This is a genomic window from Rhodococcus sp. MEB064 (assembly GCF_000834565.1).
In the GTDB taxonomy this organism is placed as follows: Bacteria; Actinomycetota; Actinomycetes; order Mycobacteriales; family Mycobacteriaceae; genus Rhodococcoides.
In genome coordinates, this window is the sequence record NZ_JXQS01000008.1 from 1 (window position 1) to 14,500 (window position 14,500).

The 14,500-nt window shown below is 68.3% G+C and carries 13 protein-coding genes; 9 read left to right on the plus strand and 4 right to left on the minus strand.

What is annotated here, in order from left to right; genetic code table 11:
- Positions 1-64 precede the first annotated feature (64 nt).
- Complete coding sequence (locus tag RU01_RS03325; RefSeq protein WP_042573344.1) at positions 65-643, plus strand: sigma-70 family RNA polymerase sigma factor; 579 nt, start codon at positions 65-67, stop codon at positions 641-643.
- Positions 636-1,652, plus strand: a complete 1,017-nt coding sequence (locus RU01_RS03330; RefSeq protein WP_052493109.1) for an anti-sigma-D factor RsdA — start codon at positions 636-638, stop codon at positions 1,650-1,652. Before RU01_RS03325 ends, RU01_RS03330 begins: the two co-directional genes overlap by 8 nt.
- A 72-nt stretch (positions 1,653-1,724) precedes the next feature.
- On the opposite strand, the gene RU01_RS03335 is transcribed toward RU01_RS03330, so the two are convergent.
- Positions 1,725-2,129 (minus strand): DUF5319 domain-containing protein, encoded by a 405-nt coding sequence (locus tag RU01_RS03335; RefSeq protein ID WP_042573099.1) that lies wholly within the window; start codon positions 2,127-2,129, stop codon positions 1,725-1,727.
- A 209-nt stretch (positions 2,130-2,338) separates the two neighbouring features.
- Here RU01_RS03335 and guaB point away from each other — a divergent pair, with 209 nt between their 5' ends.
- The 4 genes from guaB to guaA all read left to right on the plus strand — a co-directional run bounded on the left by guaB (position 2,339) and on the right by guaA (position 8,587).
- Entirely contained in the window at positions 2,339-3,892 is a 1,554-nt protein-coding gene (gene guaB / locus RU01_RS03340) for an IMP dehydrogenase (RefSeq protein ID WP_269430088.1), read from the plus strand.
- A gap of 65 nt (positions 3,893-3,957) precedes the next feature.
- Positions 3,958-5,097: a GuaB3 family IMP dehydrogenase-related protein gene (locus RU01_RS03345; RefSeq protein ID WP_042573100.1), complete on the plus strand. Its 1,140-nt coding sequence runs from the start codon at positions 3,958-3,960 to the stop codon at positions 5,095-5,097.
- A gap of 95 nt (positions 5,098-5,192) precedes the next feature.
- Positions 5,193-6,965: a GMC family oxidoreductase N-terminal domain-containing protein gene (locus tag RU01_RS03350; RefSeq protein ID WP_042573347.1), complete on the plus strand. Its 1,773-nt coding sequence runs from the start codon at positions 5,193-5,195 to the stop codon at positions 6,963-6,965.
- A gap of 29 nt (positions 6,966-6,994) precedes the next feature.
- Complete coding sequence (gene guaA / locus RU01_RS03355; protein WP_042573348.1) at positions 6,995-8,587, plus strand: glutamine-hydrolyzing GMP synthase; 1,593 nt, start codon at positions 6,995-6,997, stop codon at positions 8,585-8,587.
- Positions 8,588-8,609: 22 nt separating this feature from the next.
- On the opposite strand, the gene RU01_RS03360 is transcribed toward guaA, so the two are convergent.
- Positions 8,610-8,840 (minus strand): hypothetical protein, encoded by a 231-nt coding sequence (locus tag RU01_RS03360; protein ID WP_156148778.1) that lies wholly within the window; start codon positions 8,838-8,840, stop codon positions 8,610-8,612.
- Between the two features lies 1 nt (position 8,841).
- A complete protein-coding gene (locus tag RU01_RS03365) occupies positions 8,842-10,092 on the minus strand; it encodes a PspC domain-containing protein (protein WP_042573349.1) in 1,251 nt (416 codons plus the stop codon).
- A 138-nt stretch (positions 10,093-10,230) separates the two neighbouring features.
- On the opposite strand from RU01_RS03365, the gene RU01_RS03370 reads away from it, so the two are divergent.
- From RU01_RS03370 to RU01_RS03380, 3 genes are read left to right on the plus strand one after another with little or no spacing between them, the layout of a single operon-like run.
- Positions 10,231-11,499 (plus strand): PspC domain-containing protein, encoded by a 1,269-nt coding sequence (locus RU01_RS03370; protein ID WP_082042882.1) that lies wholly within the window; start codon positions 10,231-10,233, stop codon positions 11,497-11,499.
- Entirely contained in the window at positions 11,496-12,137 is a 642-nt protein-coding gene (locus tag RU01_RS03375; RefSeq protein ID WP_042573103.1) for a response regulator, read from the plus strand. The genes RU01_RS03370 and RU01_RS03375 overlap by 4 nt, the downstream gene beginning before the upstream one ends.
- Positions 12,134-13,105, plus strand: coding sequence for an endonuclease/exonuclease/phosphatase family protein (locus RU01_RS03380; RefSeq protein WP_042573104.1), 972 nt, complete (start codon positions 12,134-12,136; stop codon positions 13,103-13,105). Before RU01_RS03375 ends, RU01_RS03380 begins: the two co-directional genes overlap by 4 nt.
- 16 nt (positions 13,106-13,121) lie before the next feature.
- Here RU01_RS03380 and RU01_RS03385 read toward each other — a convergent pair whose 3' ends face one another.
- On the minus strand, positions 13,122-14,372 hold the full coding sequence (locus RU01_RS03385) for a serine/threonine-protein kinase (protein WP_231568584.1): 1,251 nt from the start codon (positions 14,370-14,372) through the stop codon (positions 13,122-13,124).
- Between the last annotated feature and the right edge of the window lie 128 nt (positions 14,373-14,500).

A 14,500-nucleotide genomic window follows, 5' to 3' on the forward strand; every position in this document is an offset into this window, starting at 1 on the left:
GGACCGGGGGGGAAGCGCGCCCCTTTCGGGGCGCGCCCGACGTGAGGTGGAGAACACACTGACAATGATTGTCACGGGTGAGGGGCTGGACTCGGCCGTCGCGGCAGCAGCGCGCGGTGACCGAGGGGCTCTCTCCGTCGTTCTCGAAAGCATCAGGCCGGTCGTCGTCCGGTACTGCCGGGCGCGCGTCGGTGCTGGTGAGAGGGGTCAACTCTCGGCCGACGACGTCGCCCAGGAGGTCTGTCTCGCCGTCATGACGGCGCTTCCTCGCTACGAGGATCAGGGCCGCCCCTTCATGGCCTTCGTCTACGGAATCGCCTCGCACAAAGTTGCCGACGCCCATCGCAGTACTTCGCGTAACAAATCCGAACCCATGGCCGATGTACCGGATGTCATGTCCATCGAGGACGGCCCCGAGCAACGGGCGCTGGATTCGGAGGCAGGACGCCGCATGAACGAACTGCTGTCGACGCTGTCGGACAAGCACCGCGAGATCCTGGTGCTCCGCCTGGTCGTCGGATTGTCGGCAGAGGAAACGGCCGCCGCCGTGGGTAGTACCGCAGGCGCCGTTCGTGTGGCGCAGCACCGGGCAATAGCGAAGCTGAAAACCGAAGTACTGGGAGCAGGTGACAAGTATGGCTAGGGACTCGTGGCGCGACAGCGCACAGTTCGGCGGCTCCGCACGCGGAGGCTCCGGCCGCCCCGACGCCTTCGGCGCGGGTGGCGCCGACCCCTTCGCCGCAGACGACGCCGAGTCGTCCGGCCCTATCGATATCATGGCCGTGCGCCGCGACGACGCTCTCATCGACGCGATCGCCGGCGACGGCCCGATCGCGACGGCCGACGCCGACGAGTACCGGCTGGCCGGCCTGCTCGCCGAGTGGCGGTCCGACATCCTCGCCGAACCGTTGCCGGAACGGCCCGATCTCGATCAGGTCTCCGCCGCGATCGATCTCGCTCTCGCCGAGGACGCACTGTACCGTCAGCGCACGCGCAGCAAGATGCGTCACCTGCGCCCGCTCGTGGGTGCCGCCGCTGCGGTCGCATTCCTCGCAGGCGGAGTCACCGCGTTCTCCTACAGCGCGATGCCCGGAGATCCGCTCTGGAAGGTGAAGGAAGTCGTCTTCACCCAGCAGGCGGATTCGACTGTCGCGCAGGTCGACACGACGACGGCTCTCCACGATGTCGAGGAGGCGCTTGCCCGCGGCGACGCGGAGTCGGCGAAGACTCGTCTCGCCGAGGCCGCGCAGCGCACCGGTGGCATCCGCGACGAGGACGAGCGTGCGCAGCTGCAGGACTGGTGGACTCGTCTGTCCGCCGAGCTGTCCAAGCTGACCGCTCCCGCCTCGGTGCCGCCGCCGGCCGCTCCCACGACGACCGTTCCGCCGATGCCCACCATCCCGGAGGACATCGTTCCGCAGATTCCTACCGACACGAGCATCCCGCTTCCGCAGTTGCCGCTCCCGACCGAGATCCCGACGCTGCCCACGGATATCCAGTTGCCGTTCCCGCTGCCGACGGACCTGCCGTTCCTGCCGCAGCCGACCACCGACGTGACCATCCCACCGGAGATCCTCCGGGCGCCCGCGCCCGCGCCCGCTCCGGAGACCACGACACCGGTCACTCCCAGCACTGTCGTCACCCCCAACTGAGGCATCCGCACCACGAAGAACGCCCGCAGACAGTGTCTGCGGGCGTTCTTCGTGTCTGTGTGAGACGGGCGTCTAGGTGTCGTACCCGTCCCCGTGCAGCGCATCGTTCATCGACGCGTCGGCGTAGCCGCGGCAGTAGTCCCACGTGACGTAGGCGTCGGGAATGGGGTCGTAGGCAGGCTCGTGCGGTCGGACGGTGCCGTCCACGAGCAGCTGGAGCAGGTTCGCTCGCAGCATGTCCCAGTCGTGGTAGTGGTCCTGCTGGCAGTCCTCGCAGCACACGACGAGTCCACGGACTCCGCGGTGCGCCAGGAGCGCTTCGTAGACGGCGAGGTCGGCCAGATCCTCCTCGACGGCCAGACGTTCCTGCGGGTCGAGGGGCTGACCGGGCTCGATGGCGTCGAGGGCGGCCGAAGGGTCGGCAGGATCGCCGGCGAAGGGATCCGGCGGCAGACCTGGAGGCAGTTGATCGCGCACGACTCCACGGTACGCAGCAAGGGCGGGTCTGCGCCAGCGGTACGGTGCCCACCGGCTCGGTGTGTCGCCCGGTGTGCAGGAGAGTGTCGCGCGCGTACAGGACGACACCCGGCGCCGGATACGATGTACCGCGAGCGCGTGAGGGATTCTCCCCGGGTCCCCGGTATCACCGTGCGCACCGACAGACCAGCTCAGGAGGGCCCTTCCGTATGAGTACCCCAGACAGGCCCGTGACTACCGCCGCAGACGCGTCCGCACGTGTGCGGACGGGCGGCGACGATCCGAACAAGGTCGCCATGCTGGGCCTCACCTTCGACGACGTCCTGCTGATTCCCGCGGCGTCGGATCTGATCCCCAGCAAGGTCGACACGTCGAGCCAGCTCACGCGAGAGATCCGTCTGCGGGTCCCGCTGGTGTCCAGCGCGATGGACACGGTCACCGAAGCCCGCATGGCCATCGCCATGGCGCGCGCGGGCGGCATGGGTGTGCTGCACCGCAACCTGTCCGCGACGGATCAGGCAGCACAGGTCGAGGTGGTCAAGCGGTCCGAGGCCGGCATGGTCACCGATCCCGTGACGTGCAAGCCGACCGACACCCTCGCCGAGGTCGACGCGCTGTGCGCCAAGTTCCGCATCTCGGGTCTGCCCGTGACCGACGAGCGCGGCGAACTGGTCGGCATCATCACCAACCGCGACATGCGGTTCGAGGTCGATCAGAACCGCAGCGTCGTCGAGGTCATGACGAAGGCTCCGCTGGTCACCGCGCAGGAAGGTGTCACCGCCGACGCGGCGCTGGGACTGCTCCGTCGCCACAAGATCGAGAAACTGCCCATCGTCGACGGCCACGGTCGTCTGACCGGCTTGATCACGGTCAAGGACTTCGTCAAGACCGAGCAGCACCCGTTCGCGACCAAGGACCGGGACGGCCGGTTGCTGGTCGGTGCCGCGGTCGGCGTCGGCGACGACTCGTGGGCACGCGCGATGGCTCTGACCGACGCGGGGTGCGACGTCCTCGTCGTCGACACCGCGCACGGCCACAACTCGCAGGTGCTCGAGATGGTCAGCAAGATCAAGGCCGAGGTGGGCGACCGCGTGCAGGTCGTCGGCGGCAACATCGCGACGCGATCCGGCGCCCGTGCGCTGGTCGAGGCCGGCGCGGACGCGGTCAAGGTCGGTGTCGGTCCCGGGTCGATCTGCACCACGCGCGTCGTCGCCGGTGTCGGCGCCCCGCAGATCACCGCGATCCTCGAAGCGGTCGCCGTCTGCAAGGCGGCGGGTGTGCCCGTCATCGCCGACGGCGGTCTCCAGTTCTCGGGCGACATCGCCAAAGCTCTCGCAGCCGGAGCATCGACGGCGATGCTGGGGTCTCTGCTCGCCGGTACGGCGGAGTCGCCCGGTGAGCTGATCCTGGTCGGTGGGAAGCAGTTCAAGAGCTACCGCGGCATGGGTTCGTTGGGCGCCATGCAGGGCCGCGGCGCGACCAAGTCCTTCTCGAAGGACCGTTACTTCCAGGACGACGTGCTCGCCGAGGACAAGCTGGTGCCCGAGGGCATCGAAGGGCGAGTTCCCTTCCGCGGACCGCTGTCGCAGGTCATCCACCAGCTCACCGGCGGTCTGCGCGCGGCGATGGGCTACACCGGATCCAACTCGGTCGAGGAGTTGCAGGAGGCGCAGTTCGTGCAGATCACGTCTGCCGGGCTGAAGGAAAGTCACCCGCACGACATCACGATGACCGTCGAGGCACCGAACTACACTGCCCGCTGACCCGACTCCGACCGGAGTCGACCGCCCCCGGCACTGCGCCGGCGGGGCTTACAGAAAGGACGCGCGTGCGCGACCTGGTGGAAATTGGCATGGGCCGCACGGCTCGTCGGACCTACGAGCTCGAGGACGTGGACATCGTCCCCTCGCGTCGTACCCGGTCGTCGAAGGAGGTGTCCACCGCGTGGCAGCTCGACGCCTACCGGTTCGACATCCCGATCGTCGCGCACCCGACCGATGCTCTGGTCTCCCCGTCCTTCGCCATCGAGCTGGGTAAGCGCGGTGGTCTCGGCGTCATCAACGGTGAAGGCCTGTGGAGTCGGCACGCCGACGTCGACTCGGTGATCGACCAGCTGGTCGACATCGCCCAGTCGGACGTCGACGCGGACGCACCGGTGGAACTGCTGCAGAAGTTGCACGCCGCACCGCTGCAGCCTGATCTGCTGGCCGCCGCGGTCGCGCAGGTGCGGGACGCAGGAGTGACGGTCGCCGTGCGCGTCAGTCCGCAGAACGCTCGCTCGCTGACTCCCGCGCTGGTGGCGGCGGGAGTCGACCTGCTGGTCGTGCAGGGCACGATCATCTCCGCCGAGCACGTGGGTCATCCCAGCGAAGAACCGCTGAACATGAAGACGTTCATCTCCGAACTCGACATTCCCGTCGTCGCCGGCGGAGTCAGCGACCACCGCACGGCACTGCACCTGATGCGCACCGGCGCTGCGGGTGTCATCGTCGGGTACGGCTCCACCGAGGGCGCGACCACGACGGGCGAGGTTCTCGGTATCGGTGTGCCGATGGCGACGGCGATCGCCGACGCCGCGGCCGCGCGCCGCGACTATCTCGACGAGACCGGCGGCCGGTACGTCCACGTCCTGGCCGACGGCGGCATCACGACGTCGGGAAATCTGGCCAAGGCCATCGCGTGCGGCGCCGACGCCGCGGTGCTCGGTGCTCCGCTCGCCCTGGCCGCCGAGGCTCCCGGCCGCGGGTGGTACTGGCCGTCCGCTGCCGCGCACCCGTCCATGCCGCGCGGTGCCTTCCTTCCGGTGTCGTTCGGCGACCGTCCGTCGCTCGATCGCGTTCTCTCGGGCCCGTCGAACGATCCGTTCGGGTCGCTCGATCTGGTCGGTGGCCTGCGCCGTTCGATGGCGAAGTCCGGTTACTCGGACCTCAAGGAGTTCCAGAAGGTCGGCCTGAATATCAGGGGCTGAGCTCACGGACAGGGCTGTATCCGGTTCCTGTCACCGCGGTTTACACGTACGCTATCGTGGTATCGATCACGTTTCGGGTGAACCAGGAGGTCTCGATGGGCGACAACAGGGATTACGACGTACTGGTCGTCGGATCCGGCTTCGGCGGCAGTGTCACGGCGTTGCGCCTCGTCGAGAAGGGCTACAAGGTCGGTGTTCTCGAAGCCGGTAGGCGGTTCGAGGACGCCGACTTCGCGGCCACCAGCTGGGATCTGAAGAAGTTCCTGTGGGCTCCGAAGCTGGGATGCTTCGGCATCCAGCGCGTCCATCTGCTGCGCGACTGCCTCATCCTCGCCGGTGCCGGGGTGGGCGGGGGATCGCTCAACTACGCGAACACGCTGTACCAGCCGCCGCGGTCGTTCTTCCAGGACCAGCAGTGGTCCCACATCACCGACTGGCACTCGGAACTGACGCCGTTCTACGAGCAGGCGCAGAAGATGCTCGGTGTCGTGCAGAACCCGCACATGACGCCCGCGGACGACGTCATGAAGTCCGTCGCCGAGGACATGGGCGTCGGACACACCTTCATCCAGACGCCTGTCGGTGTCTTCTTCGGCGACGAGCCGGGCAAGACCGTTCCGGACCCTTATTTCGGAGGGGTGGGCCCGGACCGAGCCGGCTGCATCGAGTGCGGCGAGTGCATGACGGGGTGTCGACACAACGCGAAGAACACCCTGCTGAAGAACTATCTCGGGCTCGCCGAGCGTGCCGGCGCCGACATCGTTCCGATGACCACGGTGACCGACCTGACGCCGCGCCCCGACGGATCCTGGGTCGTCGCCACGCAGCGCACCGGCGCGTACGTCAAGAAGGACCGCAGGACGTACACGGCCGGCCACGTCGTGCTCGCCGCCGGTACCTGGGGCACCCAGCAGTTGATGCACAAGTTCCGTGACAACGGCTCGCTCCCCGGGCTCTCACCCACCGTGGGCCGTCTCACCAGGACCAACTCCGAGTCCATCGTGGGCGCCGGGAAGCTGACGTACGACCCGTCGATCGACCTCACCCGCGGCGTCGCGATCACCTCGTCGTTCCACCCCAGCGAGGACACCCACATCGAGCCCTGCCGCTACGGCAAGGGCTCCAACGCCATGGGTCTGCTGCAGACGCTCATGACCGACGGCGGCGGTCGCACCCCGCGCTGGCTGAAGTTCCTGGGCGAAGTCGTCAAGAACCCTCTTCGGTTCCTGCGCATGATGAACACGCGGCACTGGAGCGAGCGCACCATCATCGCGCTGGTGATGCAGAACCTCGACAACTCCATCACCACCTTCACCAAGCGTGGTCTGTTCGGGCGTCGTCACGTCAGCAGCAAGCAGGGACACGGCGAGCCGAATCCGACGTGGATCCCGATGGGCAACGAGGCCACCCGCCGCATCGCGAAGAAGATCGACGGCATCGCGGGCGGTACGTGGGGAGAGGTCTTCAACATTCCTCTCACCGCCCACTTCCTCGGCGGATGCGTCATCTCCGAAGACATCGAGAACGGTGTCATCGACCCGTACCACCGCGTGCACAACTACCCGACGCTCAGCATCGTCGACGGATCGTCGGTCTCCGCCAACCTGGGCGTCAACCCGTCGCTGACCATCAGCGCACAGGCGGAGCGGTCGGCATCGCTCTGGCCGAACAAGGGGGAGAAGGACCTGCGTCCCGCGCAGGGGCAGCCCTACGAGCGCATCGAGCCCATCGCTCCCCACAAGCCGTTCGTCCCGGTGCACGCACCGGGCGCGTTGATGCTGCCGATCGTCGAGATCCGGACCCCCTCGTCGCCTGCCGTGTCGTCGTCACGCGCCGGTGCTCCCGTCGGTAGCACCGGCGCGGCGTGAGGTCGGGCGCGCTCACTAGAGTGGTGCGCGTGACCGACTCCCAGCCGCAGGATTCCACCCTCGAGAACACCGATCCGGTGCTCGTCGTCGACTTCGGTGCGCAGTACGCGCAACTGATCGCTCGACGCGTCCGTGAAGCTCGGGTGTTCTCGGAGGTGGTGTCCCACACGATGACCGTCGAGGAGATCGCGGCCCGGAAGCCGGCTGCCATCGTCCTGTCCGGCGGACCGTCGAGTGTCTACGCCGAGGGTGCTCCCCAGCTCGATCCCGCGCTGTTCGAGCTCGGAATTCCCGTGTTCGGCATCTGCTACGGCTTCCAGGCCATGGCGGGGGCGCTCGGCGGAACGGTGAGCCACACCGGGACACGCGAGTACGGCCGCACCGACCTCGACGTGTCCGGCGGAACGCTGCACGACGGACTGCCGTCCACCCAGCCTGTCTGGATGAGTCACGGTGACGCCGTCACCGAGGCGCCGGAAGGCTTCGAGGTGGTGGCCAGCAGCGCCGGAGCTCCCGTGGCCGCGTTCGAGAACCGAGCACGACGGCTGGCGGGCGTCCAGTACCACCCCGAGGTGCTGCACTCCCCGCACGGACAGCAGGTGCTCTCACGGTTCCTGCACGAGATCGCCGGCATCGCGCCGACGTGGACCGCGGCGAACATCGCCGACGCGCTCGTCGACCAGGTCCGAGAGCAGGTCGGCAACGGTCGCGCCATCTGCGGGCTGTCGGGCGGCGTGGACTCCGCTGTCGCGGCCGCTCTCGTCCAGCGCGCCATCGGAGATCGCCTGACCTGCGTCTTCGTCGATCACGGACTGCTTCGCGCCGGCGAGCGTGAGCAGGTGCAGCAGGACTTCGTCGCCGCTACGGGCGCGCGGCTGGTCACGGTGGACGCCGTCGACGTGTTCCTGCGGGAACTCGACGGAGTCACCGACCCGGAGACCAAGCGCAAAATCATCGGCCGGGAGTTCATCCGTGCGTTCGAGGGTGCGGTGACCACGGAGCTCGGTGACACCGCGGCACAGGGGGAGTCGATCGACTTCCTCGTCCAGGGCACCCTCTATCCCGACGTGGTCGAGTCCGGTGGCGGCAGCGGGACGGCCAACATCAAGAGCCATCACAACGTCGGCGGGTTGCCGGAGGACCTGCAGTTCTCGCTCGTGGAACCGCTTCGTCTGCTGTTCAAGGACGAGGTCCGCGCCGTCGGCCGCGAGCTGGGTCTGCCCGAGGACATCGTTGCCCGGCAACCGTTCCCGGGCCCGGGTCTGGCCATCCGCATCATCGGATCCGTCACCCCGGACCGCCTCGAGACCTTGCGCCACGCCGATGCCATCGCACGGGAAGAGCTGACGATGGCGGGTCTGGACTCGCAGATCTGGCAGTGCCCCGTGGTGTTGCTCGCCGATGTGCGCAGTGTCGGTGTCCAGGGCGACGGCCGCACCTACGGGCACCCCATCGTGCTGCGTCCGGTCTCGAGCGAGGACGCGATGACCGCGGACTGGACTCGACTTCCCTACGACGTTCTCGAGCGCATCTCCACTCGTGTCACCAACGAGGTCCGAGAGGTCAATCGGGTAGTCCTCGATGTCACGAGCAAGCCGCCGGGCACCATCGAATGGGAATGACGGTGTCGGCGGCTCGGTCGGTCTAGCGACGGCCGGCGCGTCGTCGGACGGGCGCCAGGACCAGCGCGACCCCCACGACGACGGCGACCACCAGCACGGTCCAGCCCGATAAGAGGCCGGACACGATGGCGGTGGGGTTCGATCCGACGATGGTCGGAACGGCGAGCAGCAGGGCCGCGATCCCTGCGAGGAGCAAGACCAGGGACGGTCGGCGTCTGGTCGTATCGGCCTGTGTCGCGTCGTCGGTCGTCATGTCATCCACGGTGCACCTCCAGATTTCCCATCGCGGTGTTCGCGTCGATCGTGAGAACCGGTCCGTCCGGCCCGTCGGTACCGCCGTCGACACTCGTTCCGTCGCCCATGCAGTCGGTGTTGCCCAGTGCGCTGTCACAGGTGACGATCACGTTCATCGTCGGCGGGACGATGATCTCGGTGTTGCCGACGGCCTTGTCGACACTGACGGAACGGTCCTCGGTGAGCGTCAGGCCGGTCAGGTCGAGCGAGAAGTTGCCCACTCCGGATTCGTACGTCGGCTGCAGGGCGGCCATCGTCGTGGGTCTGACGTCCACGTTGCCCATGTTCGGTGAGTTCATACCCGAGACGTCGATGTCCGACATGTCGACGAGGGACGACACGAGAACGAAGCCGGCCAGGGGCGCCGCGACGACGAGCAGTCCGTAGCCGCGTCGGGTGAACGCACCGATCAGTAGTCCGGCCCCGACGACGGCCAAGGCCACCGCTCCGACCCTCGGTGCCGTCACGACGGTGCTTCCGGTGATCGCTCCGACGGCCACCGTCACGGCCGAGGCGATGATGGCCAGGCCGATCACCGTCGAGGTCAGGTGCGAGGTGTTCGTCGGTCGGACTGCCGGGACGAACGGCTTGCCGGGTTCGGGAAGGTCCCACGCGAACGGCGCGACTCCCAGCGGGTCCCACTCCGGCGGTGAGTTCGGATGGACCGGAGCGGTGCCCTCGTCCTTGGACAGCGACACCGGTGCGGCCGTCGACTCGTATCGGTCGGGGAGCGTCGAGAAGGCAGTCCAGGGCGCGGGATCCGCGGTCGGTCCCGCCAGGTCGACGGGTGACGGTGCATCGGGAGTTCTGCGATAGAGGAAGTACAGGCCGCCGAGCATCGCCAGCGTGGACACCAGTCCGGACCCCATCCCCAACGGACCGACGCTGACCGCGGCGATCACGAGGGCGACCGTCAGGACGACGGCACTGGTGTGCGAATCCGACGTCCGACCGCGTCCGAGCAGCGACTCGGCCGGGGACACGGTGTCACCGCGACGCGGAAGTACCAGCCACGCCGCGAGATACAGCACGATGCCCGAACCGCCGAACAGCGTCGACACGACGAAGGCGACGCGCACCAGGACCGGGTCCACGCGGTAGCGGTGGCCGATGCCGGCAGCGACTCCGGCTCCGGGGCCCTGATCGGACAGACGGACGGGACGAGTGCGCCAGAGTTCGGACAGCTGGGCGGATGCGGTGGCTGTGGTCATGACGACCATCCTGCGTCCCGGGCGGGTCCCGGCACATCGGGGCGAACCCTGATTTCGTGAGGGCTGCAGACGGTCGTATGGGGGTGAACCCTGATACCGCGCGGCACATTTTCGTGTCAGGATCGACGCGTGTCCACCCTGCCCGCACTCGAGCCGTCACCGTCGGCACCTCTGCCGACGCCTGTTCTGACGCGCCGTGCCGCGGGACGCATCGTCGGCGGTGTCGCCGGCGGAACCGCCGATCACCTCGGGGTCGACGTCTTCCGGGTGCGCGTCGTGTTCGCGGTGTTGTGCGCCGCGGCCGGTGCGGGTATCGCCGCCTACGGTCTGCTGTGGGTCTTCACGTCCGCCGGTGACGACGTCCGTAGACCGGATCGCGCGGAGCGCCGACGCGCGTACGGGCTTCTCGTCCTGGGCATCGGCGGCGCCGTCGCCCTGGGGTCGGGTCTGAGCGGCAACTCGTCGACCATCGTGGCACCCGTCGTCGTCGTCGCCATCGGCGCGACGCTGGTGTGGCGCGAGTTCGACTCCGCCGGTGCGCATTCGGCGGGCTCGCCGCGGCCGCGCTCGGCCAGGACCTCGGTCCTGGGGTGGGCGCGCATCGTCTCCGGCGTCACCCTCGTGGTCATCGGACTGTGCGTCGTGGTCGTGGCGCGAGTCGACGTCCAGGCGCTGCGTTCGTCGCTCCTCGCGGTGGTGGTGACTCTGGTCGGCGCGATCCTGCTCACGGTGCCTCTGTGGATGCGGTTGTGGCGGGCTCTCGGTGAGGAACGGTCGGCGCGTATCCGCAACGACGAGCGCGAGGACATCGCCTCGCATCTGCACGACTCCGTGTTGCAGACCCTGGCGCTGATCCAGAAGCAGAGCACCGACTCCGCCGAGGTGCTGAGGCTGGCCAGGAGTCAGGAGCGCGAACTGCGCAAGTGGCTGTTCGGAGGCAGCGAGACCGACCACGCATCGCTCGTGCGGGCACTGGCCACGATCGCCGGTGAGGTCGAGGACCACTACGGTGTGACCGTGGATCCGGTGACCGTGGGCGACGTCGAACTGGACCAGCCGTCCGAGCGCTCGGGCATCACCCGCGAGGTCTCGACGGCACTGCTGGGAGCCACCCGCGAGGCACTGGTCAACGCTGCCAAGCATTCCGGCGTGATGTCGATCGACCTCTACGTCGAGGCCGGTTGCGATGCGGTGGACGTGTTCGTCCGCGATCGTGGGTGCGGGTTCGATCCCGACGTCGTCTCCGACGACAGGCAGGGTCTCGCCCGGAGCGTCCGTGCACGCATCGAACGTCGAGGGGGAGCGGTGAACATCAGGTCCGCGCCCGGTAAGGGGTCCGAGATCCACATCCGCGTGCCTCGCGACACGGGGACGACGCGTCACGACAGAGAGGAACGTTCCGCGTGAGCTGTCGAGTTTTCCTGGTCGATGATCACGGGGTGTTCCGCTCGGGTGTGCGAGCAGAACTCGCGCGGGAGAAGGACATCGAGGTGGTCGGCGAAGCCGGCGGCGTCGCCGACGCCGTCCGGGGCATCGACGCCACGACGCCCGACGTGGTGTTGCTCGATGTCCACATGCCCGACGGCGGAGGAGTCGCGGTGCTCCAGTCGATCGCCGAAGGCCCGGTCTGCTTGGCGCTCAGCGTCTCCGACGCCGCCGAGGACGTCATCGCAGTCATCCGTGCCGGTGCGCGCGGTTACGTCACCAAGACCATCTCGGGGTCCGACCTGGCCGACGCCGTGCGCCGCGTGGCGGGCGGCGACGCCGTGTTCGGGCCTCGTCTGGCCGGTTTCGTGCTCGACTCCTTCACCGGACGCTCGTCGGTGCCGGAGCCACCACTGGATCCGGAGCTCGACTCGCTGACACCCCGGGAACTCGAGGTGCTCCGGCTGCTCGCCCGCGGTTACACCTATCGGGAGATCGCCGAGACCCTCTTCATCTCGATCAAGACCGTCGAGACGCATGCGTCCAATGTCCTGCGGAAGACACAGCAGTCCAACAGGAATGCTCTGACCCGGTGGGCGCACCGTCGGCGCATCGAATGACGCGCGGCACTCTCGCTGCGACGATCGTCGGGCTCGGCGGGATCGCTGTCGGACTGGCTGCCGTCGTGGCGTCATGGGTGGACATCCCGTCGATCCTGGTGGTCGGGCCCGCGTCGTTCGCGCCGATCCTGCTGTGTGCGACCGTCGTCGGGGCCGTGGTCTGCGTCGTCGCACGACGGTGGTTGCTGGCTGCCGTGTCGGCAGTGGTTCTGGCCGTCGCGTCGATCGTGGTGGTGCCGCTGTACGTGCCGGGCGCCGCGGGACTCGCGTCGGCCCAGACGGGCGGCGAGGTGAGGATCATGCAGGCCAACGTCATGCTGGGTCGTGCCGACGCCGGCGCTCTGGTGTCGACGGTGCGTGAGCGTGAGATAGACGTCGTCACCATCGAGGAGATCACGCCGGAGTCGGTGGCGCTCGTCGAGGATGCGGGTCTCGACGAGGCGCTGCCCTACAAGTTCGTGGCTCCCTATCCGGGCGGCGCCGGCGCCGCGATCTACAGCAGATTCCCGGTGTCCAACGGTCGGGAACTGCCGGGCTTCCTGCTCGCCGGCGTCACGGTCGATCTCGATGTGGGTGCGGCGCAGCCTCTTCGCGCCTACGCGGTGCATCCGATCCCGCCCTATCCCACTCCGACGCCGGTGTGGGCGTCGGAGTTGGACCTCGTCGCCGACGAGATGTCGGCCGCGGCGTCACGTCCTGGCAGCGTCGTGATCGGCGGCGACTTCAACTCCACGCATGCGCACTCGCGGTTCCGGAACCTGTTGTCCGACGGGTGGGTCGACGCCGCGGACGCCGTGGGTGCCGGTGTTCTACCGACCTATCCGATGGACAAGTGGTACCCGCCCGTCGTCGGAATCGACCACGTCGTGGTGCGCGACGCGGGTGTGCGATCGCTCGACGTCGTGGACATCGCCGGGTCGGATCATCGGGGGCTGATCGCCGCCGTCACCGTCCCGACCATGCCCTGACCTCTGCGTCCCGGGGTTACAGGACGAGGACAAGCACGATCAGCAGGAGCAGGACGACGCCGCCGATCGCCAGGTAGAGGGGCAGACCGGCGGGCGGAGTGACCTTCTTCGGCGCCTTCGTCTCGAAGGCGGGCGGCGAGTACGTCGGGCGCGGAGTCGGGGCGGCGGGATCGGTGGGCGACGCTGCGGTGGGACGCGGAACGCGGTCGAGCGGTGTGGCGGTGTCGGCAGCCGGAAGTCCGGTCATGGTGCGGCCGTGGATGCGTTCGCCGCGACGCGAGGTGCCCGGAACCCGTGAGCCCCGCAGAGCCCAGAACGGAACCTGACCGTCGGCGGCGCGCAACGGCTGGTTGATCACGGAGGTGGCACTGCCGTTCTTGCCGACGGCGAGGGTGACGAAGCGGGTGCGCACCTCGGCCATCGTGGGCCGACGAGCCGGGTCGGGTTCGAGCATGTGCAACAGAGTCGCCGTCATCGTCCCGCTCTTGCGCGGCGGGATGATGCGTCCGCCCGCGACGCGGTGCAGGAGGGCGATGGAGTCCGCGTCGACGCCGAAGGGCGGCTGTCCCTCCGTCGCCGTGTACAGCGTGGCGCCGAGGGAGAAGACGTCGCTGGCCTCGGTGGGGTCACCGCCTCGCGCTACCTCCGGCGCGAAGTAGGCGGGGGTGCCGGTGATGACGGCGCTGTTCTCCTCGTGCGTGTCGGTCTTGGCGCGGGAGATGCCGAAGTCACTGATCTTGACCATGCCCAGCGCGCTGCCGCGGTCGGCGACGAGGATGTTGCCGGGCTTGATGTCGCGATGGACGATGCCGGCTGCGTGTGCGGCGGTCAGCGCATCGGCGATCTGCGCGCCGATCTGGATGACCTCGTCCGGGGGAAGTGTCTCGGCGATGTTGAGTGCCATCGCGAGGCTGCGGGCAGGCAGGTACTCCATGATCAGCCACGGCTCACCGCTGTCGAGGGCGACGTCGTGCATGGCGATCGCGTGCGGGTTGTTCAGCTGGGCGGCCATGCGGCCTTCGCGCATGGCGCGTTCACGGATCTCGCGAGCCTCGTCGGGCGAGAGGTCGACGGTGGAGGTGGCCTGTTTGACGGCCACCTTGCGGCTCAGGAGAGTGTCCCCGGCCAGCCAGACGGCACCCATTCCGCCGCCACCGAGCTTGGAGTCCAGACGGTAACGCCCGGCGAGAAGGTAGTCGGGTCCGATGACCGGTCGCGCACGCCGGGAGCCGGCCACCGCTCCGTTGGGCTGCTCTTGGTCCGTCACGATGTTCGAGGTTATCGGACACGTCGACGAAGCGATGGTCGGGGCTGTCACCTGCAGGTTTCCAGGCGTCTTGACGTGTGAACCGGCAGGGGCTTTACTGGAGTTCGTTCGAAAGTATGTTCGAATTC